Annotated in this window: 28 protein-coding genes and 1 tRNA gene; 7 read left to right on the forward strand and 22 right to left on the reverse strand. The window is 43.0% G+C overall.

Going from position 1 to position 23,627, the window contains the following annotated elements; all coding sequences use genetic code 11:
• Nucleotides 1-28: 28 nt before the first annotated feature.
• From modB (SHALO_RS10835) to SHALO_RS10865, 7 genes are read right to left on the reverse strand one after another with little or no spacing between them, the layout of a single operon-like run.
• The gene (gene modB / locus SHALO_RS10835; protein ID WP_238585237.1) at nt 29-694 is read right to left on the reverse strand and encodes a molybdate ABC transporter permease subunit; all 666 of its coding nucleotides are present in this window, start codon (nt 692-694) and stop codon (nt 29-31) included.
• Nucleotide 695: 1 nt separating this feature from the next.
• Entirely contained in the window at nt 696-1,409 is a 714-nt protein-coding gene (modA, locus tag SHALO_RS10840) for a molybdate ABC transporter substrate-binding protein (protein WP_069478541.1), read from the reverse strand.
• Nucleotides 1,406-2,272: an ABC transporter ATP-binding protein gene (locus SHALO_RS10845; protein ID WP_069478542.1), complete on the reverse strand. Its 867-nt coding sequence runs from the start codon at nt 2,270-2,272 to the stop codon at nt 1,406-1,408. Before SHALO_RS10845 ends, modA (SHALO_RS10840) begins: the two co-directional genes overlap by 4 nt.
• Nucleotides 2,269-2,967, reverse strand: a complete 699-nt coding sequence (modB, locus tag SHALO_RS10850; protein WP_069478543.1) for a molybdate ABC transporter permease subunit — start codon at nt 2,965-2,967, stop codon at nt 2,269-2,271. Before modB (SHALO_RS10850) ends, SHALO_RS10845 begins: the two co-directional genes overlap by 4 nt.
• Nucleotides 2,960-3,361 (reverse strand): TOBE domain-containing protein, encoded by a 402-nt coding sequence (locus SHALO_RS10855; RefSeq protein WP_069478544.1) that lies wholly within the window; start codon nt 3,359-3,361, stop codon nt 2,960-2,962. Before SHALO_RS10855 ends, modB (SHALO_RS10850) begins: the two co-directional genes overlap by 8 nt.
• Nucleotides 3,354-4,103, reverse strand: a complete 750-nt coding sequence (modA, locus tag SHALO_RS10860) for a molybdate ABC transporter substrate-binding protein (protein ID WP_069478545.1) — start codon at nt 4,101-4,103, stop codon at nt 3,354-3,356. Before modA (SHALO_RS10860) ends, SHALO_RS10855 begins: the two co-directional genes overlap by 8 nt.
• A gap of 21 nt (nt 4,104-4,124) precedes the next feature.
• On the reverse strand, nt 4,125-4,904 hold the full coding sequence (locus SHALO_RS10865; RefSeq protein WP_069478546.1) for a TOBE domain-containing protein: 780 nt from the start codon (nt 4,902-4,904) through the stop codon (nt 4,125-4,127).
• A 204-nt stretch (nt 4,905-5,108) separates the two neighbouring features.
• On the opposite strand from SHALO_RS10865, the gene SHALO_RS10870 reads away from it, so the two are divergent.
• Nucleotides 5,109-6,023 carry a D-alanyl-D-alanine carboxypeptidase family protein gene (locus tag SHALO_RS10870; RefSeq protein WP_069478547.1) on the forward strand — a complete coding sequence of 305 codons (915 nt, stop codon included), beginning with the start codon at nt 5,109-5,111 and terminating at the stop codon, nt 6,021-6,023.
• Between the two features lie 29 nt (nt 6,024-6,052).
• Here SHALO_RS10870 and proC read toward each other — a convergent pair whose 3' ends face one another.
• The 5 genes from proC to SHALO_RS10895 are packed head-to-tail and all read right to left on the reverse strand — an operon-like array spanning nt 6,053 to nt 11,300.
• Nucleotides 6,053-6,799: a pyrroline-5-carboxylate reductase gene (proC, locus tag SHALO_RS10875; RefSeq protein WP_069478548.1), complete on the reverse strand. Its 747-nt coding sequence runs from the start codon at nt 6,797-6,799 to the stop codon at nt 6,053-6,055.
• Nucleotides 6,800-6,836: 37 nt separating this feature from the next.
• Entirely contained in the window at nt 6,837-8,057 is a 1,221-nt protein-coding gene (locus SHALO_RS10880) for an ABC transporter permease (protein WP_069478549.1), read from the reverse strand.
• On the reverse strand, nt 8,054-8,764 hold the full coding sequence (locus tag SHALO_RS10885) for an ABC transporter ATP-binding protein (RefSeq protein WP_069478550.1): 711 nt from the start codon (nt 8,762-8,764) through the stop codon (nt 8,054-8,056). Before SHALO_RS10885 ends, SHALO_RS10880 begins: the two co-directional genes overlap by 4 nt.
• Complete coding sequence (locus tag SHALO_RS10890; protein WP_069478551.1) at nt 8,764-9,945, reverse strand: efflux RND transporter periplasmic adaptor subunit; 1,182 nt, start codon at nt 9,943-9,945, stop codon at nt 8,764-8,766. The genes SHALO_RS10885 and SHALO_RS10890 overlap by 1 nt, the downstream gene beginning before the upstream one ends.
• Entirely contained in the window at nt 9,942-11,300 is a 1,359-nt protein-coding gene (locus tag SHALO_RS10895) for a TolC family protein (RefSeq protein ID WP_069478552.1), read from the reverse strand. The genes SHALO_RS10890 and SHALO_RS10895 overlap by 4 nt, the downstream gene beginning before the upstream one ends.
• 131 nt (nt 11,301-11,431) lie before the next feature.
• Here SHALO_RS10895 and SHALO_RS10900 point away from each other — a divergent pair, with 131 nt between their 5' ends.
• A complete protein-coding gene (locus tag SHALO_RS10900) occupies nt 11,432-12,223 on the forward strand; it encodes an RMD1 family protein (protein ID WP_069478553.1) in 792 nt (263 codons plus the stop codon).
• Here SHALO_RS10900 and SHALO_RS10905 read toward each other — a convergent pair.
• From SHALO_RS10905 to SHALO_RS10915, 3 genes are read right to left on the reverse strand one after another with little or no spacing between them, the layout of a single operon-like run.
• Nucleotides 12,213-12,398, reverse strand: a complete 186-nt coding sequence (locus SHALO_RS10905) for a DUF2798 domain-containing protein (protein ID WP_274532270.1) — start codon at nt 12,396-12,398, stop codon at nt 12,213-12,215. The genes SHALO_RS10900 and SHALO_RS10905 overlap by 11 nt on opposite strands.
• Before the next feature lie 22 nt (nt 12,399-12,420).
• The gene (locus SHALO_RS10910; protein ID WP_069478555.1) at nt 12,421-13,263 is read right to left on the reverse strand and encodes a mechanosensitive ion channel family protein; all 843 of its coding nucleotides are present in this window, start codon (nt 13,261-13,263) and stop codon (nt 12,421-12,423) included.
• Nucleotides 13,264-13,301: 38 nt separating this feature from the next.
• Complete coding sequence (locus tag SHALO_RS10915; RefSeq protein WP_069478556.1) at nt 13,302-13,703, reverse strand: cupin domain-containing protein; 402 nt, start codon at nt 13,701-13,703, stop codon at nt 13,302-13,304.
• Between the two features lie 129 nt (nt 13,704-13,832).
• Between SHALO_RS10915 and SHALO_RS10920 the strand changes: the two genes are divergently transcribed.
• The 3 genes from SHALO_RS10920 to SHALO_RS10930 all read left to right on the forward strand — a co-directional run bounded on the left by SHALO_RS10920 (nt 13,833) and on the right by SHALO_RS10930 (nt 15,522).
• Nucleotides 13,833-14,120 (forward strand): hypothetical protein, encoded by a 288-nt coding sequence (locus tag SHALO_RS10920; RefSeq protein WP_069478557.1) that lies wholly within the window; start codon nt 13,833-13,835, stop codon nt 14,118-14,120.
• A gap of 138 nt (nt 14,121-14,258) precedes the next feature.
• Complete coding sequence (locus SHALO_RS10925; protein ID WP_069478558.1) at nt 14,259-15,047, forward strand: DUF6161 domain-containing protein; 789 nt, start codon at nt 14,259-14,261, stop codon at nt 15,045-15,047.
• Nucleotides 15,048-15,084: 37 nt separating this feature from the next.
• Entirely contained in the window at nt 15,085-15,522 is a 438-nt protein-coding gene (locus SHALO_RS10930; RefSeq protein ID WP_069478559.1) for an SRPBCC family protein, read from the forward strand.
• Nucleotides 15,523-15,537: 15 nt separating this feature from the next.
• On the opposite strand, the gene SHALO_RS10935 is transcribed toward SHALO_RS10930, so the two are convergent.
• Nucleotides 15,538-16,221 carry a tetratricopeptide repeat protein gene (locus SHALO_RS10935; protein WP_069478560.1) on the reverse strand — a complete coding sequence of 228 codons (684 nt, stop codon included), beginning with the start codon at nt 16,219-16,221 and terminating at the stop codon, nt 15,538-15,540.
• 46 nt (nt 16,222-16,267) lie between these two features.
• Between SHALO_RS10935 and SHALO_RS10940 the strand changes: the two genes are divergently transcribed.
• Nucleotides 16,268-17,077 (forward strand): AraC family transcriptional regulator, encoded by an 810-nt coding sequence (locus SHALO_RS10940; RefSeq protein WP_158513724.1) that lies wholly within the window; start codon nt 16,268-16,270, stop codon nt 17,075-17,077.
• 45 nt (nt 17,078-17,122) lie between these two features.
• The gene (locus SHALO_RS10945; RefSeq protein ID WP_069478562.1) at nt 17,123-17,731 is read left to right on the forward strand and encodes a LysE family translocator; all 609 of its coding nucleotides are present in this window, start codon (nt 17,123-17,125) and stop codon (nt 17,729-17,731) included.
• Here SHALO_RS10945 and SHALO_RS10950 read toward each other — a convergent pair.
• The 6 genes from SHALO_RS10950 to SHALO_RS10970 form a co-directional block, all read right to left on the reverse strand.
• Nucleotides 17,708-18,070: a bacteriohemerythrin gene (locus SHALO_RS10950; protein ID WP_069478563.1), complete on the reverse strand. Its 363-nt coding sequence runs from the start codon at nt 18,068-18,070 to the stop codon at nt 17,708-17,710. The genes SHALO_RS10945 and SHALO_RS10950 overlap by 24 nt on opposite strands.
• Before the next feature lie 51 nt (nt 18,071-18,121).
• On the reverse strand, nt 18,122-20,608 hold the full coding sequence (locus SHALO_RS10955; RefSeq protein ID WP_069478564.1) for an efflux RND transporter permease subunit: 2,487 nt from the start codon (nt 20,606-20,608) through the stop codon (nt 18,122-18,124).
• Nucleotides 20,609-20,661: 53 nt separating this feature from the next.
• Nucleotides 20,662-21,609 (reverse strand): lipid A deacylase LpxR family protein, encoded by a 948-nt coding sequence (locus SHALO_RS10960; protein ID WP_069479409.1) that lies wholly within the window; start codon nt 21,607-21,609, stop codon nt 20,662-20,664.
• 177 nt (nt 21,610-21,786) lie between these two features.
• Nucleotides 21,787-21,876, reverse strand: a tRNA-Ser gene (locus tag SHALO_RS10965).
• A 77-nt stretch (nt 21,877-21,953) separates the two neighbouring features.
• On the reverse strand, nt 21,954-22,097 hold the full coding sequence (locus SHALO_RS15400; RefSeq protein ID WP_168156755.1) for a hypothetical protein: 144 nt from the start codon (nt 22,095-22,097) through the stop codon (nt 21,954-21,956).
• Nucleotides 22,098-22,142: 45 nt separating this feature from the next.
• Nucleotides 22,143-23,612 carry an AsmA family protein gene (locus SHALO_RS10970; RefSeq protein WP_069478565.1) on the reverse strand — a complete coding sequence of 490 codons (1,470 nt, stop codon included), beginning with the start codon at nt 23,610-23,612 and terminating at the stop codon, nt 22,143-22,145.
• Nucleotides 23,613-23,627: the final 15 nt, after the last annotated feature.

The following is a 23,627-nucleotide window of genomic DNA, read 5'->3' on the forward strand; positions in this document are numbered from 1 at the left end:
AAATTATAATATTGTAACACAAGATAATTTAAAGAAACTGCTCCTCTTTTTGAAAAAAATGCAGCGCTGTAAAAACCGCCAATGAGATGACGATAAGAATCGCACACAAGAGCAGTGCTAAGCGGTATTCGCCATCAAAAACAGCATTGTAGATGGCAAGGGAGATCGTATCGGTTTTGCCAATGAGATTGCCTCCGAGCATCAAGGTTATGCCAACTTCCCCCAAAGCACGCGCCAAAGCAATTAAAAGTGCCGCAACCACGCTTTTTTTAATGCACGGCAGGATGATAAACACAAACGTGTAAAACCTACTTCTACCGCCCATATAGGCGGCTTCTTTAATGGTTTTTGGGAAGAGTTCGATGGCAGATTGAAGCGGTTTGACCATTAACGGAAGGGCTGCGACAAAACCCGCCGTAACCAGCCCATTAAAATCAAAGATAAAGCGTATGCCCATTGCATTAAAATAGCTTCCAATCCAGCCGTATTTGCCTAAAAGAAGCAACAGTAAAAAACCAATGGCGATGGGCGGAAAGATCAAGGGAAGTGTCACGAGTGTTTCAAGAAGCCATTTGTATTTTAGCTCCTCTTTTGAGAGATAATAAGAGAGTGGTATGCCTAAAAAAACCAAAAGGAGGGCTACCACACCGATGGTTTTGAGGCTTAGCACCAAAGGGTGCCAAACCTGCACCATCTCAAAGTCCATATTTAACAAATATCTCTTTCGCTTTGGGGGTTTTCAAAAAGGCAACAAACGCTTGACACGCTTGATCGGCTTCGCATGCGTTTAAACTTCCTGCTACGATCTCAATGGGTGTATAATACGTTTGAGGAATTTTAATGTATCCACCAATTTTATCAATGCTATCGAGCGCTGCGGTAAGGTTCATAATGCCCACATCCACTTCATGTGTGGCGACGTAGGAGCTCACTTGAGGCACCGTTGCTACAACCAAAAGTTTCTCTTTGACACGATCATACAGCTTAGCATTGTTTAAAAATTCCATTCCGGCATCGCCGTAAATCGCCTTTTTGGCTTCAGGCATAGCAATGCTTTTAATGCTCTCTTTGGTGAGATCTTCGATGCTATCAAAACTCACCCCTTTGGCATACGCAATGACCGCGATTCCCGTGCCAATGGTTTGATACGTCGCAAAACTCAGCTCTTTTTGCTTCTCTAAAAATTTCTTATCGGCTATCACTAAAGAAATTTCAGCCTGTTTGGCATGAGCAAAAATCTGCGCCATATTACCATACATCGCGTCTATCTTTCCATTCCCACTCGCTTCGTACGCTTTGAGCACTTCGACAACGGGTTTTTTGTACCCTGCTCCCACGGCAATTTTAAGATCATCCGCACACACATGGCTTAACAGTGCCACACATAAAAATACTAAGATTTTTTTCATGATTTTTCCTTCAATCGTTGAATCATAGGAGCAAATGCTTTCGTTCCAATGCTGACAATGTCGCCTACATGTAAATCATTCGCCTCACCGCCATCAAGGACAACTTCAACAATCTGCTGACCAATGGCGATGATCGCGATGTAAATCACATCGACCTTCACGATGTCCAAAAGCTCTCCCTCAAAGGAGAATTTTTGACTGCCTTGGGTGCGAAGCAAGACACTTTTTGCATCGCCATCTTGGATAATTTTACCTTGTGAAAGCACCACAACGCGCGAACTCAAACGGTAGATTTCACTCGGATCGTGGCTGACCATGATCGTTGTCGTACCAAAGTTTTTGTGAAGTGTCAGTATCTCATGTTGCAATTTGTTGCGCATGGTTGGATCGAGTGCTGAGAGCGGTTCGTCCATCAACAGAAGCTTGGGCCTGTTCATCATCGCGCGGCACACACTCACTCGTTGCTTTTGACCACCCGATAAGGTTGCAGGTTTACGGTTGGATAACTCTGCAAGCTCGGTCAAGTCCAAAAGCTGTTTGGCTAGTTCTCTGTCTTTGCGCACAAACAGCAGATTTTCCAACACGCTCATATTGGGAAACAGGGCGTAGTCTTGAAAAACAAACCCGATGCCTCGTTGCTGAGGCGCTAAGCAGTGCGTACCATCAAGCCATAGCTCATCATCGACTCTGATTTTACCCCGTGCATGCTCAAGTCCTGCGAGAATGCGAAGCAGTGTTGTTTTACCACTGCCACTTTGACCTGAAAGCGCCACAAAATTTTTACTTTCAATTGTAAGGTTGACATCCAGTTCCATCTTGCCCATAGAGCCTAAAAGCTCTTTGTGAACGTCGATTTCTATCATGAAAGCCCTCCTAAGTGGTGATTTTGGCTACGGTTAAAAATATACACCAACAGCAGCACCAAAAAGCTAAGACTTACCATAATTCCACTGTAAATATGTGCACTCGTATAATCCATAATTTCGACCATCTCATAAATCGCTACAGACGCCACTTTTGTCTCACCAGGAATGCTTCCACCGACCATCAAGACGACACCAAACTCGCCAACCGTATGGGCGAAGGTAATGACAATAGCAGTCATTAACGAAGGCTTAATATTGGGAAGTGCCACACACAAAAGTGTTCTGAGCTTACTTTTGCCTGCAATATACGAAGCTTCCAACATATTTTTAGGCAATGCTTCAAAACCACTTTGAAGCGGTTGCACCATAAAAGGAAGCGAATAAAAACAGCTTGCGACCACCAGTCCTGTGAAGTTAAAAACCAATTTCAGGCCAAAAATATCTTGGAAAAATCGCCCAATGGGGGAATGAAAGGAGAGCGCATAGAGAATGTAAAAGCCCAAAACGGAGGGAGGCAAAACAATCGGAAGCGCAGTAATGGACTCAAAAACAGGTTTGAATCGCGATTTGCTTTGCGATAAATTCCAAGCGATAAAAAGGGAAATCACAAAGAGAATCGCGGTAGTAATGGAAGCAAGTTTGAATGAAATGAGAAAAGGGGTAAACTCCAATGCGTTCAATGTTTCAAGCATCTAAGACCTCCAAAACAAACAGCTCACTTGCTTTGAGAAGCAAGGTTACCTCATCGCCCTTTTGAAGATTCATCCGCGTTGAAGAGCCTAACGTGATAAAACTTTGTACCTCATTGCCCTTTACATGTAAAAGAATATTGCTCAGCAATTTCCCATTTTCGATGCTCTCAATCGTCGCAGAAAGCTGGTTAGAATAACTGAGCTCTCCTTGAAGATTTTTCGCAATCGCAACGTGTGAAGGCTTGATGCCAAGGGTAACATGCGCGTTTACATGTAACCCTTTTGGCAGATCAAGTCCCATCATTTTTAGGCTCACCCCTTCATAATCAAAGCTGATAATATGCAGGTTTTGTTCACCTTCAATATGCGTCACAACGGCATTGAGTCTATTCATTGACCAAATATCCGTAACTTTTAAAGATGCTTTTCGCTTTTGCACTTAGCACAAAATCATAGAATGCTTTGGCTTCCGCATTGTTCTCTGCTTGTTTCAATAAAACAATACCTTGGGCAATCGGTGTGTAGAGTTTTGGATCGACACCAACCCATTGAACCCCTTTTTTGTACTCTTTCATTTTGTCGCTGTAAAACGCTGAAGCGTTGACAAAACCAACATCTGCGGCAGTAATTGCAAACTGTAATGCTTGAGAAATACTGTCACCTTGAACGAGTTTTGGTTCTACTTTTTCAAACACGTTTGCATTTTTAAACGCTTCAATACTTGCTGTGCCATACGGCGCTGTTTTTGGGTTAGCAATCGCGACTTTTTCGACTTTAGGATCTGCGACAATCGCTATGCCTTTGCTTAAATCAAGCCCTCTGGTACTCACCATCGCTAAAGCACCACTGGCATAAACCACGGGTTTGGTCACTGCAATTTTTTCAGCATAAAGGTTCTCAGGAAAGCCCATGTCAGCACTTAGGAAAAGATCAAAGGGCGCGCCACTTTTAATTTGAGTGGTAAATTTTCCGCTGGCACCTAAGACGGTATTGACCTTGGTATTTGGGTTTGTTTTGGCAAACTCTGTTTTAAAAACCTCGATAACATCACTTAAATTGGCGGCAACCGCAACACTGATCTCTCCTGCAAGCAAAGAGGCAGATAATACAACACTCGCAACAAATAGTTTTAACATAGAAACTCCTTCGTAAGATTTTTATTTTCCGATTAAAATGCTACTAGATTTGATGATGGCACAGACTCTTGTTCCCACCGCAAGGCTTAAGGCTCTGACCGATTCTGCGGTAATGGTGGAGACCACCACATCGTTTTGACCGATGTCAATGCTTACTTGCGCATTGACTTCGCCGATTTTGATGTCTGTGATGATGCCTGCAAGCTTGTTACGTGCACTCGTTGCAATGTCAAGGACATTGGAAATCAACACCGAAGAGGCTTTAATGATGCCAACCACTTCATCGCCAATCTCAAGCCCTAACTCTTCGACCGCGCTGTTGGTAATGGTGGAGACAAGAATAACCCCACTTTTGAGCACAATGCTCACTTCTGCATTGACTTTTGCCTGTTTGATTTCGCCGATTTTTCCCATCAGCTGATTACGCGCACTGATCTGCATAGCAATCCTTTGTATGTGTTTTAAACTGTTCATCTCAAAGTCACCTGCCGTCGAAAGTCGATTTAAAAACCTCTCATACTCTTTTTTTAAAACGCTGTAGTTGGCAACTAGCTTGATACCTACGGAAGTGAGAGTTGTTCCTCCCCCTCCACTACCACCTGTAACGCGTGTTACAAGGGGTTGATTGGAGAGGTTATTCATCGTATCAACCGCTTCCCATGTCGCTTTATAACTCTGTCCTATTCTTTTGGCAGCACTGTTGATGGAACCCGTCTCTGCAATCGCCTCAAGGAGCCTAATGCGCTTTTCTAAGAGAGCTGGCTTATCAAAACTCATCACACCAGAAGTAATTCCTTCCATATATCTTCCTTATGTCATTAAAGTATATAACGATAGATCGTGCTTAAACTATTTTGGAGCATTATAACGTTATTACCTTAAGCGTTATAATGCATTGTGTTTAATTTTTCACCATTTGAGGCAAAGTGGCTATTTTAGCCATTTTAAAAGGAAATTTTTAAGAAACTTTTACTAGAATCAAAAATCTATTTTTAAAAGAGCCTTATGACACACAAACTTTTATCGCTTATCTGTGGCGCATGTATTATCACAAGCTCCCTTAGTGCTGCTTACCTTGATAAAGAGACCGCAGATCGTATTAGACGCAACACCGATTCTATTATTGCCAAAGACTTAACGACAAAACAACTTATCTTTGCTAAAGACGAACAAAAAATCAACCAACCTGCCAGTTTAACCAAAATTATGACCGCCATGCTCGCCATTGAAAGTGGTCGTATGAACGATGTCGTGACGATTACACGTGAAATGATCCAAGTTGAACCGACCAAAGCCAACCTACGTGTGGGTGAAAAATTCTACTTAAGAGACCTTGTGAAAGCAGCGATGGTCATGTCTGCCAATGATGCAGCGATGAGTATTGGTGTCTTTTTGGGAGATGGGGACGTCGATAAATTTGTGGTGCAAATGAATAAAAAAGCCAAAGCGATTGGCATGAAAAATACCAACTTTACCAACCCGTGCGGATTTGACATCGGAAGTCACTACTCCACCGCACTCGATCTTTTAACGATGAGTGAATATGCGATTAGAAACAACAATTTTAATGAGATGGCAAAACTAAAGCGTCACGATTTTAGAGCGCTCAATACCAAACGATCGTATGCCGCGTACACCCACAATAAACTGCTCAATAACTACAAATACGCGGTCGGAATCAAAACAGGCTACACCCAAAAAGCAGGCCCTTGCTTGATCGCACGTGCCAAAAATGGCAACAAAGACATTTTAGTGGTGATGCTCAACTCCGAACACCGCTGGAATGACATTAAAACTATTTTTGAAGATGTTCTCCCTGATATCACCGAACCTAAAGTGATACCCCAACGAGCCGCCGCTCCTTCTAAAAGTAAAAAGAAAACCGCTGCTGGCAAGAAAAAAGCACAAAAAATTGCATAGGCTTGTCAACTGACAAGCCTTAATCGTTTCTACTTTGAAAAACTCTTCGCTCTCTCATACGATGCTTCCATCGCTTTGATAAAACTGTCTCTTACTTTTCCCTCTTCCAGTTTGGCATACCCTGCCGCCGTGGTTCCTGCAGGGGACATCACTTTGTCTTTTAAAAGGGCGGGGTGTTCACTTTTAAGCACTTCGCCTACGCCTTCAAAAAGCGTTGCGATGTATTGGTAGGTGATCTCTCGCTTCATTCCCAGATTGACCGCGCCATCGCTCAGCGCTTCTGCAACCAGTGCGATCCACGCAGGAGCGGAACCTGCCAGTCCTGTGGCGATGTCGAGCTCTTTTTCACTCTCTAACCAAAAACAACGACCGATGGAGCTTAGTACTTCCATCGCTTCATCTTTAAGTGCCACATCCCCGCACAATGACGTCGCAGATTTGCGCACAAGTGCCGCCATATTGGGCATGGATCGAATGTAATGTTTTGCCATAATGCCCGATTTCAGTTTTTCCAAACTCACACCCGCCATAATGGAAATGACGCCCTCTGCGATGCCTTTGGTGTGCAGCGTGCTAAATGATTGAGGTTTGATCGCAAGGATGACCAGATACCCTTCTAAGGAAGGAATTTCACTCACAATGGTAATCGTCGGATAAAGCGTTTGAAGCTCTAGTACTCTTGGTGGGTACGCTTCAACAACTGTAATATCGTTTACATGTAAACCTTGAAGCATCGCTCCACCCATATTGCCCGCACCAATTAAAAGTAATTTCATTAATCTTCCTATGCTAATTTTGAAGAATTATAGCGCATTATTGGTATCGCAATGCCTCAATTGGCTCTAAGTTGGCCGCTTTTCGCGCGGGGTAAAATCCAAAAAAGACACCAACCCCTGTTGCAACCAAGAAAGAGATAAGGATGGAATTTTGAGTAATCACCACGCTAATAGGAAAGAAATGCGCCACCGTATAAGCACCCCCAACACCCACACAGACGCCAATGAGACAGCCAATGATCGAGATCATCAGTGCTTCAAGCAAAAACTGCACTAAAATATGACGCTGTTTCGCGCCAATCGCGATACGAATACCAATCTCTCGGGTGCGCTCGGTTACAGAGACGAGCATAATGTTCATAATGCCAATGCCTCCAACCAAAAGAGAGATCGAAGCAATCGCGGCGAGCATCAGTGACATCGCTTTGGTTGTCTCTTGCGCCGTATTGGCAAGGGCAGTGAGGTTGCGAATCGTAAAGTCATCTTCCACACTTTCGCGCAGTTTATGACGCTGACGCAAAAGCTCGCCCATCTCTTTTTCAGCTTTGTCCATCACGCTATCACCCAGTGCTTCGACCATAATAAACCTCACAACCCCTTTAAACTGCGTTCCAAAAAGCTTCGTTTGCGCCGTCGTAATAGGCACAATCGCCGTATCGTCTTGGTCTCTGCCATCTAAACTCTGCCCTTTTTTCGCCAAAACACCCACCACAAGATAGGGGCTGTTTTTAATCCGTATGGTTTTGCCCACAGGGTCTTCATCGCCAAAAAGATTTTGCGCAATCGTTTTGCCGAGAACCACGACACGCGTTGCACCTCTGACATCCGAATCCATAAAAGAGTAGCCATTTTCGATCTCCCAATCGCGCACTTCAAAGTACGAAGGGGTTGTCCCTGTCACTTGCGTGTACCAGTTCGTGGATTGGTAGATGAGTTGCGCGGAACCTGAAGTCGTGGGAGCTGCGGCTGAAACGGTGTCCATCTCTTCGATGGCGGTCGCATCCGAAACGGTGAGCGTTTGCACCCCTCCACTTCCCAAACGCACTCCGCCTGAACTCATGGAGCCTGCAAGGACAATGAGCAAATTGCTTCCCATCGACGCGATGGAGTCTTTGACTTTGGCTTGCGTACCAGCACCCACTGCGGACATTACGATGACGGCTCCCACGCCGATGACCATGCCAAGCATTGTCAAAAAGGTTCTGAGTCTGTTGGCTCCCATGGCGCGCCATGCTTCAAATAACATCGCTAAAATCATGCGATCTCTTTTACATGTAAAGCTGTTGGACCATCGTGCTGAATCCTGCCATCAACAAAATTGACCAATCGTTTGGCGTAACGTGCGATGTCAGGTTCATGGGTTACGAGCACGATCGTAATGCCCTCTTTTTCATTCAAATCGCAAAAAAGTTGCATGATCTCTTCACTGGTTTTGGTATCAAGATTACCCGTTGGCTCATCGGCTAAAATCAGCTTAGGACGATTAACCAAAGCGCGCGCAATCGCAACGCGTTGCTGTTGTCCACCTGAGATTTGATTGGGCAAGTAGGTTCCAAACGCTTCAAGTCCGACACTTTTGAGGATCTCTTTGGCGCGAATTTTACGCTCGTGTGCCTTCATGCCTGCGTAGACCAAAGGCAAAGCCACATTGTCAATCAAGTTTTGTCTTGGAATCAGATTGAAGCCTTGGAAAACAAAGCCGATCATGTGGTTGCGAAGGTCAGCAAGCTCATCTCTGCTTAGGTTTTTGGTATCTTTACCGCCTAAAACGTAGTTTCCAGAGGTCACTTTATCAAGGCAACCTAATATGTTCATAAAGGTCGATTTTCCAGAGCCTGAAGGTCCCATAATGGCGACAAATTCACCTTTTTCAATCGTAATATCCACGCCTTTAAGCACATTGACTTCCCCCGCATCGGTGTGGTAGTTTTTGCTTAAATCACGTATCTTAATGATCTCTTCCATTAGAACGGTCTCATCGGTGGGGGTGAATTTTTAGAGCTACTAACCGTACTTTTAGCCTCTTCCACAATGATTCTATCGCCAACTTTAAGTTCATCCGTGATGATTTCACTCAAGCGGTTATCGGAGATGCCAACACTCACTTTAACAGGTTTTGGTACGCCATTTTCAAACACAAACAGCGTCGCACTGCCGCTCTCTTTTTTCTCTTTTTTTTGCATAACAGGTTTGGCATCTTTACTTGGCGGCATCGTTGGTTTATAACGCAAAGCCGCATTGGGAACCAGCAAGACATTTTTCTTCTCAGCAAGAATGACATTGACATACGCCGTCATACCAGGAATGAGAATCTCATCGGGATTTTCAACCGTTACGACCACATCGTAGGTCACAACATTGGAAACGGTGGTGGCGTTGAGTCTGACTTGTTTGACCACGCCTACAAACGCGTTGTTGGGAAACGCATCAACCGCAAAGGTCACTTTTTGCCCGACTTTGATACGCCCGATATCTGCTTCGGCAAAATTGGAATCGATCTGCATCTGTCTTAAATCTTGCGCAATTTTAAAAAGAATAGGAGCCGATAAGCTTGCCGCGACTGTTTGTCCTACATCGATCTGACGATCGACCACAACACCTGAAACGGGGGAGCGCACAATCGTATAGCCTTGATTGGTGCGATCTTTTTGAGACTGAGCACGGGCAAGATCAAGTGCGGCACGTGCTGCTTTAAGCTCTTGGACACTCACGTCTAACTCTTGCTTGGAGATGTACTCTTTTGAAAAGAGTTCGCGAGAGCGTTTTTCATTGGCAATGGCAAGCTCCAAAGAGGCTTCGGCACTTTGAACGCTTGCAGCACTTTGCGCTGCTTGTGCATCCAAAAGCGCAGGATCAAGTTCGGCTAAAATCTGCCCTTGTTCCACACGATCGTTAAAATCAACATACAGTTTAATGACTTTTCCTGAGACTTGCGTACCCACCGTAACGAGCACTAAAGGATTGAGTGTGCCATTGGCTGAGACACTTTGCGTGACATCACCGAGCTCCAAGGTGTGAAATTTATACTTGGCTTCAAGAGGTGGTTTGGTGTACTCTTCCCAACCATAATACCCACCAACACACACTGCAATCAATGCAAGGATAATAGTAAATTTATGGAGTAGCATCTTTTTTACAATGTTCATGGTTGTCCTTTTATCGTTGAGAAATCAAGTGAGCCCATCGCTTTGGCGAGGCTTGCTTTGGTAATGTACCAGTTGTAAAGTGACTGGATGTGTTGCTGTTTGGCGCTGGCAAGGGCACTTTGAGCGCTTAAAAGATCAAGAATCGTTCCCACCCCTGCTTTGTAGCGGCCAAGGGCAAGGTCGTACGAAGCTTGCGCACTGGCGACCAAATCATTACTCGTACGCGTGGCTTGGGTTTCGCTAATCAAGGTTTGGTACGTTTTATAGACGTCTAAGTTCGCATCTTGGGAGAGCTTCTCATACTCTGCTTCGCTGATTTTAAGCTGCTGTTGCGCTGCTTGAACTTTATACTTCGTATTAAAGCCTGAAAAAATAGGAATGCTCACGTAAAGTCCAATGCTGGAACTTCGCTGGGATGTATTGTAAATGGTATCGGTATTGCCCGATGTTGCAGAGAGTGAAAAAGAAGGCATGTGATCTGCTTTGGCGGCTTTAAGCCCAGCCTCATACGCTTTGATCTTCGCACTTGCCGCCATCAAATCGGGACGAAGCCGTTGTGCCTCATCCATTAAAGCTCTGATATTACTCTCAAAAGCGACATCAGGAATAGCAAGCCTAGGATTTTGCAACATAATCGTAGTATCAGGCATCATGCCCAAAACACTCGCCAGCCCACCTTGCGCGCTTTTCACGCTCCCTTCGGCTTGAATGCGGTTGAGCATCGCTTGCGAATATGCCGTTTGTGCTTGCAAAGTATCTGCAGGCGTGGATGTTCCTACCGAGTAGCGTGTTTTAGCAGCATTGAGACTTTCCAGTGCGGAGCGCTCGGCTTCAAGAGTCGCTTCCAGTGAAGCGTTGGAGCCAAAAAGCGTGTAGTAGGCTTCAACCGCGGAGAGGAAAACGCTTTGAATCGTGTCGTTTTCTGAGAAAAGGGCTGCATCCAAAAGTGCTCTTGCGTTATCATACGTCGCGTCGCGTTTGCCAAAATCGTAGAGCAAATACGAGAGCGTTACGCTCATGTTCTCTTGATCGCCATTGCGTGTCTCACTGCTTTCACTCTGCAAAATCGAGCCTGAGGCACTGAGTGTTGGCAGATACGCCGAACGACTTACCCCCACTTGCGCTGCTTGGTAGAGCGATGTTTGCCACGCTATTTTTGTTTGCGGATTGTTACACAATGCCGCCATCACGACATCGGACAATTCCAAAGACTTACTCAGATCGGTTGTCGTGCAGGTCACGAACGTCGCTTGTTGTTTTGGCAAAAGCGCATGCGTACCCAGTGGATCAAAATCCTCCGCTATCAGCACACACGCCACGCCAAGAACCATGCCCCCTATGAATTTCAAACGCATTGGTATCCTTACCTATTTGACTGTTTTTTTCAAGCTAATATTACCAGTAATTTGTTAACACTTCTTTACATGTAATACTTTAGTTCTATTTTCGGAGTATCATTTGAAAAGAGTTTTCACAAGGAGTTTTTATGGCTACACCTTTTTCACTCATCTCAATCTCGCTTCCGACTCCTTTTACCCGACAAGAGGTGGAAACTAGGCTTGATTGTACGTTGAAAAAAGGAATCGAAAAGGCATTCTTCCACCAATACCGCGACACCTTTTTGGTCTATACGCAGTTCCATGTCCTTACCTTTATCAACTGGAGACAAGAGGCGATGGATGAAGCGCTCATCAAATTGGGGATAAAAGATACCTCTTTTTTGGAACAACGCTACATTTTTCAAGACTATCCGATTCTCATTGAGCCCAATTTAGAGTTTACATGTAAAGTCAGCAATGAGCAGATTATCCTTAAAGAGCCTTTGCCACTTTACCTCATCATCATCGCGCTTGTCATCTCGCAAAGCGTGGGATTGGAAAAGTATGAGCAGGATCTTGATGTGCATTTTGAAAAGAGTCAGCAACTGCTAGATCTCACACAGAGTTATTCACTGCTTAAACGCTCCAAACTCATCGAATTTGCACGCAATCTCACCGCCATTCAGCACGGTATGGTGAGCGATCTATTTCTCCTTGATAAACCCAATATTCTGTGGGACAACGAAGAGGCAGAAAAGCTCTACAACCGCCTCTCTTCCATCCTAGAGCTCAAAGACCGCTTCGAGATTGTCGAGCACAAACTCACCAACCTTAAAGACGACATCAGCATGGCGCTGGATATGTTCAACCACAAACACAGCGAGTTTCTAGAGTGGATCATCATCGGTCTCATCGGTTTTGAAATCGTGATGGGACTGATAGAGTTTTTTAAACATTAGCAACTAATTTTTTAACAAGCTTTCGCACAATTGGAACAACGATCAAGATCGCAGGAAATGCGACTATATAAGCTCTCCAAAAGGCTTTAAACCATTGCAAGAAAAAAGTATCCGTAAAACCTACGTTGATGAGTGTGATAACAAATGACATCAACAAGGTCATAAAAAGCAACATAAAAAAGGCAAACGTTATAAACTCATACTTCTTTGGAATCAAATTTTTCTCCTAAAATTCTTACTTCACGCTGTGGACAAGGAATACTGATATTGTTTACATGTAAAGCGCTATAAAGCGCTAAATTGACCTCATACTGTACCTTAAAATAGCGCTTCGTCGGCACCCAATAGCGAAGCCCAAGTATAATCGCACTCTTACCAAATTGGGCAATGCCAATGACGGGTTTATGCTCTTTTGAAACCTCGCTAAAGCCATCCAAAACCTCGTGCATCACGGCAATCGCCTTAGCAGGATCTTCTTCATACGCCACGCCAATACTGGTCTCCACAACCCTAAACTCAAACGAATTGACCAACACATCGCCGATCATCTTTTTATTGGGAATCGTGATGAGCTCTTCATCTTCATTGCGAAGCACCGTGTAGGAGAGTTTGATCTCTTCGACCACACCGTAAAAACCACCGATGGAAAGCGTATCGCCGACTTTAAATGGACGCGAAATGATGAGTAAAACACCTGCCGCGTAGTTGGAAACACTGCCTTGAAGCGCCAAACCAGCCGTCAAAGAAACCGCACCAATCGCCGCAACAAACGGAGCGATAGAAATGCCAATTTTCCCAAGGGCAATGACGATCATCGCGGTAAAAACCAGCATCTTAACGACACTCGCGACAAACTTAGCCAGCGTACTGTCAAAATGGTTGCGCTCAAACAGACGCATCAAAAGCGCATACACATACTTCGCCGCAAACCAACCCAAAACAACGATAATAAGCGCCCCTAAAAGCTGAAAACTGTAATGCGTCAAAAACTCAATTACAACCGTGTAAAACTTCTGAAGCGTTTGCAACTCTTTGTCCATCGCGCACTCCTTAGGAGATTTTTCACATTATAACAAAACTATTTTTTAATGGAATAAGCACTCTCTTTTGTTCCTGCATAAAAGACAACAATCTCTACGGGTTCATCGCCCTCATTCACACCATAATGCCATCGATTTACCACCTCAATCAACGCATCGCCCGCTTTGAGCTGCAACGTTTTGTTCTCATCTGTCACAACTTTGAGTGAGCCTTTGACCATATACCCTGCATTGATGATGGGATGCTTATGAAGTGTAAGCTCAGTATGAGCAGGAATTGTAATCTTCAAAACCGAAATCTCAGGCGCCTCTTTGGGGTAAGCGGGCATTACCGAGCCATCCCAGCTCTTGTCAGACTTCGCAAGCGTCACAGATTCGACGTTTCCAGCGGCAAAAATAGCGCTTGAAAGAAGAAGAAAAAAGCAGAGTAATTTTTTCATAAGTAACCTTTTTGTGGGAGTTTTGAAACCATTTTAGCTTTACATGTAAAGGGTTGTCAAGGAAGAGGAAATGGTTTACATGTAAAGTAAATTTGCGTAGAATAAGGAAAATAAAACAAGCGAGCCAAAATGAATCCTGTAATCTCAATACAAATACAAGATGTGATGGGACATATTGAAAATTTTAATAATCTCAAAGCTTTAGAAAAGTTCTTAGATCATGAAAAAACATTTTGGACAACTAAAACATCTGGATTGAGAGAGCATTCTTATTTTATGCGAAATAACACACTCAATGAAGTTTATCAAAGACTTGGTATTTTATATTCCAATATCGAAAAAGCAGATGAAGCTGCATTCAATCAACATCTTTCTGCTTTGAAAAGTCCTTATTTGTCTAATTTTCAAGCCTATTAGCTATGGAGTGGACACAGTTTTGTCGAAGCATGGATTGAAGCTTATAAGCTTAATGAAACTACGGGACATGGGTTTATTGAATATATTAAAACAAAACAAACTCAAAATGTAGCCAATTATTCTTATTTTAAAGGCTATATGCTTGCTTACGAATTTGAGATGCAAGATGAGTCTATTATTACCAAAAGACGGATTTCAGAAAAAGCTTCTTTTGCCACTTTACGCAACCGTCTTGGTGAAACTACAAACAAACTGGTTAAAGAAGTTGATGAGTTTCAAACAAGTTTTACACAATGGTATGGAGAAACTAAAAAATCTCAAATTGAAGAATTTAGTCATGCCCAAAATTCTCGTGAAGGAGAATTCGCTAATAATCAAATAGAACGAAATACAGAGTTTGAGCAAACAATGTCAGACTTTAAGGCAAACATTACAGAATTAGAAAACACATATCATGAAAAACTAAGATTGGAAAAACCAGCGCAATATTGGCATAAAAAAGCAAGTGAATATAAAACGAATGGCAATAAATGGGCTAGAATTTTAGCAGGTATTTTAATTGGTGGTTTTATATTTTTTGGTCTTTCATTTCTTTATTGGCTCAATGCAAAGAATATTGGATTAGAACTCAATAGCCTACAAGGTGCTGTTCTTTTTGCAACAATTGTCACAATTTATGCGATTGCCATTCAAGCAACTTCAAAAATGGTTTTTAGCTCATATCACTTGCAAAGAGATGCGGAAGAGCGTGAACAACTTGCTTATGTTTATCTTGCTATTACACATGAGCAAAAAGAGATTGACGCAGAAAGTCGAAAAATTGTTTTGCAAGCTCTTTTTAGTCGAGCAGATACAGGGCTTTTGAAAGATTCTAGCCCTACAATGCCAGGAGGGCTTGCCGAACTTATCAAATCAACAAAATCCTAATCAAACTTTTACATGTAGTAAAACAAAAAGGAAACCCATGAACCTCTACACTCTACATTACACTTGTACTCTTGACGCGAGTGTTGAGGCTGTGTGTGCCTTTCACACCGATACGCACAATCTTCCGCTGATTACGCCGCCGTCGATTAAGGTGAACATCGTAAAGATGGAGCCAAACAGCGTTATACTCGACATTAAAAAGTTTGGCATCACGACACGGTGGGAGATGGCGCTTGAGAAGAACTGTCCGACAAGCATTGTCGATGTGATGATCAAAGGGCCTTTTGCGTCATTTCGACATGAGCGAATTTTTGTCGCAGAAGGCGAAAATCGCACGCGTATGGACGAGACGATCACGCTCTCACCTCCCATTCCCCTTTTCCAATCGCTCTTTTTCTGGTTCGTCAAAAGAGATATGGACGCGATGTTTGCCTACCGCCATGCCAAAACCAAAGCGCATTTTTTAGCGAAATGAGTTTACATGTAAAGACTATTGGGCGTAGTAACTGCTCTTAATCTTCTCGTAATTTTTACATCCTGTTTCATCACCCAGCTCGCACGCCTTTTTGAAAAACAAGATGGCACGCTCTTCATTTTGCTCTACGGCTCCACCCACATAGTACATGCTTCCAAGATGAACGCATTCACTAGCCCCTCCTGCGTCACAACTGTTTTGGTAGTATGTTACGGCATACTCCATATTGCCATCTTGCTCGTACAAAAGTCCGAGGTGTGCGCAACTACTGCTATCTCCACCATTGCAAGCGCGATCGTAATAATCAACCGCTTTTTGCATATCTTCGCTGACCCCTTTGCCATTTTCATACAGCATCGCTAGGCTCTCACAACCCGAAGCATCACCATTGACGCAAGCGCGTTCATACAACTCTGCCGCTTTTGGAAGGTTGGTACCTGCGTGTCCGTTTTCGTACATATAGCCTAAACTGGTGCACCCTTTGGAGTTGCCTAAATTGCAGGCTTGCTCGTACAAAGCACGGGCACGGGAAAAGCTTTGCAAAACGCCATCCCCCACATGGTACATGCTTCCAAGTTCCAAACACGCCTTGCCATCGTTATGATCACATCCATTTTGAAGCTCACTCTCGCGTTCAAAATCCAGCGCAAACAGTGAAGCTGAGATCATCATCATTGTGATAAAAAAGAGTTTTTTCATGCTCTTCTCCTTGCTAACATTTAAACAATTATATTACAATACTTTTATGAACGAGACAAAAACCAATCTGATTTGCTATGAGCAAGCACCTTTTTTGCAGATACGCCAAACGCTCAAAAGCGAGCGTGCCTACGAAAGTCATGCACACCCGACCCTTTCCATCGGTTTTATGCTTGAAGGTGAGACCACGTTTCAAACGCCCAATGGCTCGTTTTTGCTTCAACACGGCGCGCTTGCGATCATTCCACCCCACATCCAACACACGTGCAATCCTCTGCCACACACCAAGCGAAGTTACATCATGGTCTTTCTAGACGCAGACGTTTGCGCGCGCATGCAAGCCAAGCACTTTAAAGAAGCCACAACCCTGTTGCCACTCACCACGCCACTGGTGTTTCATAAGGCTTTATTTGAGGCGTTTGAGCGCATTATTACCGCACTCATAGAGGGGTTTTCATCTTTACATGTAAAAGAGTTAGAGGCATGGTTAGAGCACTTTTTTTGGCTTTACACGAAGCAAGGCGTAAGTCAAAAAAAAGGCGATGTGCTCCAAGACGTGGCGCATTTTTTAGAGAGCCGAATCGATGAATCACCCAGTCTCGATGAACTTGCCAAACGTTTTTCCACCAACTCTTTTGTTCTCGCGCGTCACTTTAAACAGACCTACGGATGTACTCCAAAACACTACGCACTGGATGTACGCATCGAACATGCAAAGCAGTTGCTTCGCCTTGGCACCCCACTTGCCCTGTGCGCCCAATACTGCGGCTTCGTCGACCAAAGCCACTTCCACCGCTTTTTCAAACGTCACACCGCCCTCACCCCCAAAGAGTACCAAGTCAATTTTATACAATAACTTTTTTCGCGTTTGCTTTATGCTTACATGTAAAAAAGGAATGACATGTTTGAGCCTCAGTTTTTCACCCTGACGTCCATCTATTTTTTAGCGCTTTTAAGCCCAGGGCAGGACTTTTTTCTCATTATTAAACACGCGCTAAGCCATGGCTATAAAAAAGCGTGGTGTAGTTGTTTGGGGATTGCGAGTGGGAACGCGCTTTACATTGCTTTAGCGTACATTGGGTATGAATTTTTAAGTCGCTACCCGGTGATTCTCTCACTCGTTGAAATGGGTGGTGCGGCGTTTTTGTTTTACCTTGGTTGTCTGCTCTTTTTTGCGCCCAAACCACATCTTGACGCTGCTTTACATGTAAGCGCAAAAATGGCGTTTAAACTCTTTATGCAAGGGCTTTTCTCAGCTCTGCTCAATCCTAAAAATATTCTCTTTTATTTCTCGCTACTTTTTACGATCATTCAGCCTGAGACAGCTTTACATGTAAAGATTTTTTACGCGGTGTGGATGATAGCGTTATTACTCGTGTGGGACATCTTTGTGGCATTTTTGTTTGGCAATCAAAGAGCGTTAAAGCTGCTTCCGTACCTTTATATCGTGCAGAAAATCGTGGGCGTTGGGCTGATAGGCTTTAGTTTACATCTCGCTTTTACTTTTTAGAAACATCGCCAGCTGTGAATCGATGTTGCGAATGTGCAGATCCAACCGATCGCCCACACCGTTTTTGATATAGTTTTTGGCAAACAAGGTATTGCCCTGCATCGCCATCGCTAAAAATTGGCTCATTTCGCCAAGAATTTTTTGGTGCTCTTCAAAATGCTCCATGTAGCCTTGAAAATGAAGCTCTTTCATCAAGCGCTCTTCGTTAGCAAAATGCTCTTTCGTATGGTGAATCAACGCGCTAAACGACTCGGTAAAATGAGTGTAGTCAAAAGAGCTAAGCAGTTCGTCACACTGAAGATGATAGGCATCGAGTTCGGGGCAGTTCAGGCTGAGCATCTATCACTCCTTTTTCACACAGTATACCCAAAAGGAGCGATAGGTGAATGGTTATTTTTTGTGCGTCGCGCCTTTGCCAAACGGTTTGAAAAAGACCACCAAAAACGGCGAAAAAAGAAGGTCGGAGACAATCGCTGTTATCAGAACGATGACTGTTAAAAGTCCAAAAATCAGTGTTGGAATGAAGTTGGATGTCACCATCACCAAGAAGCCTACGATAGTCGCCAACGAGTAGTAAAACATACCAAAAGCAATCGTTCCGTGTGCTCTGTGCATCGAAGCGATGTAGTCGCCATCGATTTGAAGCTCTTCGCGAAAGCGGTAATAGTAGTGAATCGTATTGTCCACCGTAATGCCCAGTGCAATCGACGCGATGGTGATGCTCATCATATCCAGAGGTATATTGGCAAACCCCATGATGCCAAAGATGACACTCACAGGAACCATGTTGACGGTCATCGCCAAAAGTGCAATTTTCAAAGAGCGGAAGAGGAACAAAAACATGGCGCCCAAGGAGAGTACCGCCAACCCAAGGGTCGAAATCTGCGAGGAGAAAAGTGACTGAAGCATGTTGTTATACAGCACCATCATCCCCACAAGATGATAATTTTGTGGGTCAAGCCCGACCTCACTCTGCAACCCTTTTTGAATATTTTCCAACAGCTCAGAACGCCTAAGCTCTGGGTTAGAGTCCACAACACGCACCACAAAACGCGCCTCATCGTGCTCAATATTGATATACGGAGAGAGCAAAATCTTTTTATATCGCTCAGGCAGTTCATTGTACAAAAGAGCTAGCTCAAAATTGTCAAAATCGTTGCCATTTTTAAGAATGCGTCCGACTTTTGAAAGCGTTCCAAGCGAGGAGACATTGCCAATTTCGGGTAACGAGAGCAGATAGTCGTGGACGTTTAAGATGGTCTGCATTTTCTGCGCCGTGAACCAATACTGTGCGTCGTTGTTCATAGCATTGAACTCTTCTTCAAACCCATCGATAGCAGAGGCCGCATCCTCATTGTTTGCTTTCTGCGCAGGTGCTTTTGGAAATTTAACCACAATTTCTAGAGGAGTCGTTCCACCTAAATTGTTGTCAATCTTCTTCATACCTTTGTAAATCTCAGTACTCTTTTTAAAGTAGTTGATAAAACTGTTTTCAACCACCAACCGAGATGCACCTACAATGCTAAATAACCCAAGTGCAATGACCACCGTTACAATGATTCTACTGTGGTGCTCTACAATTTTGGCGAAGGTTTCATTGAGGGTAAAGGCTTTGTCAAACACCAAAACGGGTGGCTCTTTTTTGAAAAGCATCATCATCGCAGGGAAAAGAGTATAGGTCACGATTAAAGAGATGCTCACACCAATGTTCATCATCGTACCAAGATCGATGATCGGCAAAATACCACACGTCATCAATGAGCCAAAGCCCGCAATAGAGGTTAAAATGACAAAGATGGAAGGAATACTCATACGCTCAAAGACAATGCCTAAAAGCTCTTTTTGTGACGCATCAGGATAGAGCGCATACTCTTCCCTGTAGCAAACGATGAGATGGATGACCAACGAAAGTGTCGTGATAAGCTGCATCGCCACGTAGTTGGAGGAGATAACCGTGACTTCAAGCCCTAAAAGGGCATTGATGCCCGTGGTAATAACCACAGCGCTGATGGAGACGATAATCGGCAAAACCACAAAGCGAATTTGACGGAAGATAATCCACAAAATGGCAATCATAATGACTAAAATAGCAATACCGTAAATCTTGATGTCATCTTTCACAAAGCTGATCATATCATCAGCAATCATGATAACCCCACCCAAGAAAAGATCACCCTCGCCTTTGTAAGGCTTAAGGGTTGCTCTCACCGTTTCAATCAGACGATGGGTCTCATCACGAGTACTATCACGATACACTTTAAACGCTTTTTTAGCAGCGTCATACTGGGTTTTTTCGTCTTGCGTTAATGCTCTTTCTTGCTCTAAAAGAAGGTATTTGTTGCGATTCGTGAGTAACTCAGTGTAAGTGAGATCATCTTTAAGATTAACTACAATCGCCGTTGTTTTAAAATCTTCACTGACAAGATTTTGCGCATACAAAGGGCTACTAGTCAGCTCTTTTTGCACTAAGGCTTTGTCAATACCCGGCGATTCGAGTGTTTGAACATTGCCAATAATCTCTTGAATCGGTCGAGGGGGACTTTGCAAAAGTGGGACATCTAACAAAGATGTGACGCTCTCAACACCTTCAATTTTGAGCAAAGAGGCTTTGAGATTTCGAATGGTGGAGAGCGTAGCATCGGAGAGTAGATACTCTTTAGGACTAAACGAGATGACTAAATAATCAGGGCTAATGTAACGAGCGTGTACTTCGCGTGTGAGTTTAAGGTCTTGATCATTTTCAAGCAACAGTGTCTCAGCCGAAGCATCAATACTCAAATTCTGTGCGTAATAGCCAAAAATACCCGTAAGAATCGTAACAGTGAGCAGTACGGCTTTAAAGTGCTTTGTAATAAAATGGGTATAGTGTTTTAACATTCTGATTCAACTTTCTTCTAAAAATATACATGTAAAGGCAAACGCACAGGCTCTCAGTCCCACTTCCAAACAACACTAATGCCACCTGTTTTTTCATTATTAGAAGAGGTGAGCCCTTTTGTTTCAACATCAATTGATTTAAGATAAAAAGAGACTTTTAACGCATCGTAAAAGAGGTCAAGGGCTAGTTTTTCACCAACCATGTAGTCTAATTTATCGAGATTATATCCCTCATCAATCGCTTCGTCAATTAAATAATAGGTATTAAATTTATTGTAAAAAACACCAAAAGATAATGCCCAGTTAAAACTTTTTGTAGGTTCATAATTGAGCAGTGAACTCTCATGCGCCCCTATAAAATTTCCAGTGGTGATAAAACTGCGCATAGGAATACTGCTCAGCCTTAAAGAGGTGCCTACTAATGCGCCAGTGTAAAAATTCCCCAGATCAGCTTTGACATGGGTTGTAAGATCTAGGCTTAAATCTTGAATCGAAATAGGATCTGTTTTATAACCAACGTTATACGAAATCCCATAGGTAAATTCATCATCCAACTGGTTATCCCAGCCCTTTGGTTCATCAAATCCAAACACAGAATGAAAGCTTTTTTGTAAGGTATCCGCTTGTGCAAAAGGACCAACCATGCCTATATTCACACCCACCTCATGAAAGAAATTTGCAGATGATTTGTAAGCTAACATGTTTAAGGCGACATAACCAGCATAAGGAGAATCATTCAGATCTCTTGTACGGATGTCTTTGTTTTCAGGTGTAAAAATCGCATGTGAGATCGAAAAAGCGACATTTTTTTGCTCTAAATCAATAAAAGGTAACAGATCTGGAAACGAAGTATCGCGCTCACTCATCCAAATAAAGTACATCCCATTGGTATAATGATGATCTTGCCCAACCATGGCATCATTTTCCAAAACAAGCGATGCGGTGTCCGCATACGCCAAAGAGATTATTAAAAATAAAGAACATTTTTTTACAAAACCCATTTTCACTGTTGCCCCCAATAATATTAAATCATGCTAAATCGTGTATTATAGCAAAATTGTCCTATTTTAAGAAATTTCTCAGCATTAAACACCTTGAAATAGGCATATTAGCGTTTTATCTTCATGGATAGCTATGTCAATGACACTAGAATGAAAAAATGAGGAGGAAATAAAATGTGGCGGACAGAGAGGGATTTGAACCCTCGGTCAGGTTACCCCGACGCATCCTTAGCAGGGATGTGGTTTCAGCCACTCACCCATCTGTCCAAGTAAAAAGTAGAGTGCAAGTATAGCAAAAGTAACTAATAAACGGCTTAAGAGCGTTTTCTTAAGCCGTTTATCGGTTAGATATAAGCAGCATCGGGTGATTTTAAAAGTCTATCAAGCAGTTTTTGAAGCTTTTGGACGCTTGATTGATCCGTTTTTTTCGCCTCTTCAATTTTGTCTTTAAGCATCACGATAAGCTTAACACCTTCTATAAATTGCATGGGTACTCCTTTTAAAGATCAGTTTATGACCTAAAAAAGCAAAATTTATTCCCCTAAAGGCGTTGTCGTTACAACAGGATGTTTAATGACCCCTTCATAAAAAACTGTACAGTTCTCATCATTTTTTTTCGGTGTGATAGGCGCTGTTTTGGACTTGGTTGAAAAGGAGAGCACCACATTGCTAAGTGCCGTTATCGATGCGTCATCAACTTTTACAGAAGGTTTGGCAAACGATCCGCTCATTTTTTGCTCAAATGTTGCGCATCCTTTTGCGTCCAAAAGCGCTGTTTTAAGATCGATGAATTTTTCATCCACCATATTGACAGCCCCTTTCATCGCAACACGATTCGTTGCAGTACTGAGTGCCACGTCGCTGAGTTGGATCTCAGAATAACCTATGTCGATTTTGGTGTTGATCTCTTTTAAAAGGGTACTGCCGCCTTTTAAGACACCTGTTGCACCAGAGATGAGATTACCAAGTGAGAACCCTTTTGAGCGCTGATTAGGGTCAAGCATTAACGCGATTTTATCGACGTCATACCCTTTAAGTGTCACGTCTGTTCCATACAGTTGGACAAAACCGTTTAAGGTGCTCTTAAATGCGTGCGAATCACCGACAAAGAAAGAGAGCCTAAGATCGCCGTTGGCACTACCTTCAAGCAACTCTTGATTGAGTAGTTCACGAGAGAGGCTTGCCAATTTTAATCCAACAATCTTACTCTTAACCGAGATTTTAGGCTGTTTGCCACTCAAGTCAAATTTGCCAGTTCCTTGGATGAGCGTGTCAAAGAGCGTATAATGAAGGTTTTCGCTGACAGCGATTGCATCTTTCATGTCAAAAGACATCGACAGATCTTTAAGTGCATAACGACCGTATTGAATCTTATCGATATGCGTATCTGCTGCAAAAGAGAGTGATTGGAGGCGATGTTTTGAAGTATCGTAGTTGATGTGATTGATGTCTAAATCGATCTTATCAAAATCAATTTGGGTATTGCTTTTTTCATCAGCATAGACGATATTTGCATTACTAAATTTAATTTTTTTAACATTAATAAGTGGAAATCCCTCTTCTTTTTCAAGGGTTATATTTCCCTCTTTAACCTTCTTGTCAATAATTTTTGGCACGGGAGGCAATTCATAGTTAAATGTCCCCTCTTTAGTCTTTTCAACCAACAAACTGAGGCTATCAATCGCAACGTGTCTTACTTTTATCTCTTTTTGTAACAAAGCAGAAAGATCAAGCGCCACATCAAAGCTTCCAAGTTTTGCAAAAGGAACTTCAGCATGGTAGGATGGATTGGTAATTTCAACATCAAAGATGCTCACCCCAGCAGGTGAGAGCGAAAGCGTGATGTCGCCGCGAATCATCACGTCATAGCCCGTACTCTCTTTAATCGCTTTTTGAATGCGCGGTTTGTACTCGTTAAAATCAATAACTTTAATAAGCAAGAAAAAAGCAACGATACTGAAGGCAAAAAACAACACGACACTTAACAATATCTTTTGAAACATTCTTCCCTCTTAGTG

It is taken from the genome of Sulfurospirillum halorespirans DSM 13726, assembly GCF_001723605.1.
In the GTDB taxonomy this organism is placed as follows: Bacteria; Campylobacterota; Campylobacteria; order Campylobacterales; family Sulfurospirillaceae; genus Sulfurospirillum; species Sulfurospirillum halorespirans.

Coding starts and splice junctions, on each gene's coding strand:
- modB (WP_238585237.1), bottom strand. CDS start 694: ATGGTGCAGGTTTGGCACCCTTTGGTGCTAAGCCTCAAAACCATCGGT.
- modA (WP_069478541.1), bottom strand. CDS start 1,409: ATGAAAAAAATCTTAGTATTTTTATGTGTGGCACTGTTAAGCCATGTG.
- SHALO_RS10845 (WP_069478542.1), bottom strand. CDS start 2,272: ATGATAGAAATCGACGTTCACAAAGAGCTTTTAGGCTCTATGGGCAAG.
- modB (WP_069478543.1), bottom strand. CDS start 2,967: ATGCTTGAAACATTGAACGCATTGGAGTTTACCCCTTTTCTCATTTCA.
- SHALO_RS10855 (WP_069478544.1), bottom strand. CDS start 3,361: ATGAATAGACTCAATGCCGTTGTGACGCATATTGAAGGTGAACAAAAC.
- modA (WP_069478545.1), bottom strand. CDS start 4,103: ATGTTAAAACTATTTGTTGCGAGTGTTGTATTATCTGCCTCTTTGCTT.
- SHALO_RS10865 (WP_069478546.1), bottom strand. CDS start 4,904: ATGGAAGGAATTACTTCTGGTGTGATGAGTTTTGATAAGCCAGCTCTC.
- SHALO_RS10870 (WP_069478547.1), top strand. CDS start 5,109: ATGACACACAAACTTTTATCGCTTATCTGTGGCGCATGTATTATCACA.
- proC (WP_069478548.1), bottom strand. CDS start 6,799: ATGAAATTACTTTTAATTGGTGCGGGCAATATGGGTGGAGCGATGCTT.
- SHALO_RS10880 (WP_069478549.1), bottom strand. CDS start 8,057: ATGATTTTAGCGATGTTATTTGAAGCATGGCGCGCCATGGGAGCCAAC.
- SHALO_RS10885 (WP_069478550.1), bottom strand. CDS start 8,764: ATGGAAGAGATCATTAAGATACGTGATTTAAGCAAAAACTACCACACC.
- SHALO_RS10890 (WP_069478551.1), bottom strand. CDS start 9,945: ATGAACATTGTAAAAAAGATGCTACTCCATAAATTTACTATTATCCTT.
- SHALO_RS10895 (WP_069478552.1), bottom strand. CDS start 11,300: ATGCGTTTGAAATTCATAGGGGGCATGGTTCTTGGCGTGGCGTGTGTG.
- SHALO_RS10900 (WP_069478553.1), top strand. CDS start 11,432: ATGGCTACACCTTTTTCACTCATCTCAATCTCGCTTCCGACTCCTTTT.
- SHALO_RS10905 (WP_274532270.1), bottom strand. CDS start 12,398: ATGTTGCTTTTTATGACCTTGTTGATGTCATTTGTTATCACACTCATC.
- SHALO_RS10910 (WP_069478555.1), bottom strand. CDS start 13,263: ATGGACAAAGAGTTGCAAACGCTTCAGAAGTTTTACACGGTTGTAATT.
- SHALO_RS10915 (WP_069478556.1), bottom strand. CDS start 13,703: ATGAAAAAATTACTCTGCTTTTTTCTTCTTCTTTCAAGCGCTATTTTT.
- SHALO_RS10920 (WP_069478557.1), top strand. CDS start 13,833: ATGAATCCTGTAATCTCAATACAAATACAAGATGTGATGGGACATATT.
- SHALO_RS10925 (WP_069478558.1), top strand. CDS start 14,259: ATGCTTGCTTACGAATTTGAGATGCAAGATGAGTCTATTATTACCAAA.
- SHALO_RS10930 (WP_069478559.1), top strand. CDS start 15,085: ATGAACCTCTACACTCTACATTACACTTGTACTCTTGACGCGAGTGTT.
- SHALO_RS10935 (WP_069478560.1), bottom strand. CDS start 16,221: ATGAAAAAACTCTTTTTTATCACAATGATGATGATCTCAGCTTCACTG.
- SHALO_RS10940 (WP_158513724.1), top strand. CDS start 16,268: ATGAACGAGACAAAAACCAATCTGATTTGCTATGAGCAAGCACCTTTT.
- SHALO_RS10945 (WP_069478562.1), top strand. CDS start 17,123: ATGTTTGAGCCTCAGTTTTTCACCCTGACGTCCATCTATTTTTTAGCG.
- SHALO_RS10950 (WP_069478563.1), bottom strand. CDS start 18,070: ATGCTCAGCCTGAACTGCCCCGAACTCGATGCCTATCATCTTCAGTGT.
- SHALO_RS10955 (WP_069478564.1), bottom strand. CDS start 20,608: ATGTTAAAACACTATACCCATTTTATTACAAAGCACTTTAAAGCCGTA.
- SHALO_RS10960 (WP_069479409.1), bottom strand. CDS start 21,609: ATGGGTTTTGTAAAAAAATGTTCTTTATTTTTAATAATCTCTTTGGCG.
- SHALO_RS15400 (WP_168156755.1), bottom strand. CDS start 22,097: ATGCAATTTATAGAAGGTGTTAAGCTTATCGTGATGCTTAAAGACAAA.
- SHALO_RS10970 (WP_069478565.1), bottom strand. CDS start 23,612: ATGTTTCAAAAGATATTGTTAAGTGTCGTGTTGTTTTTTGCCTTCAGT.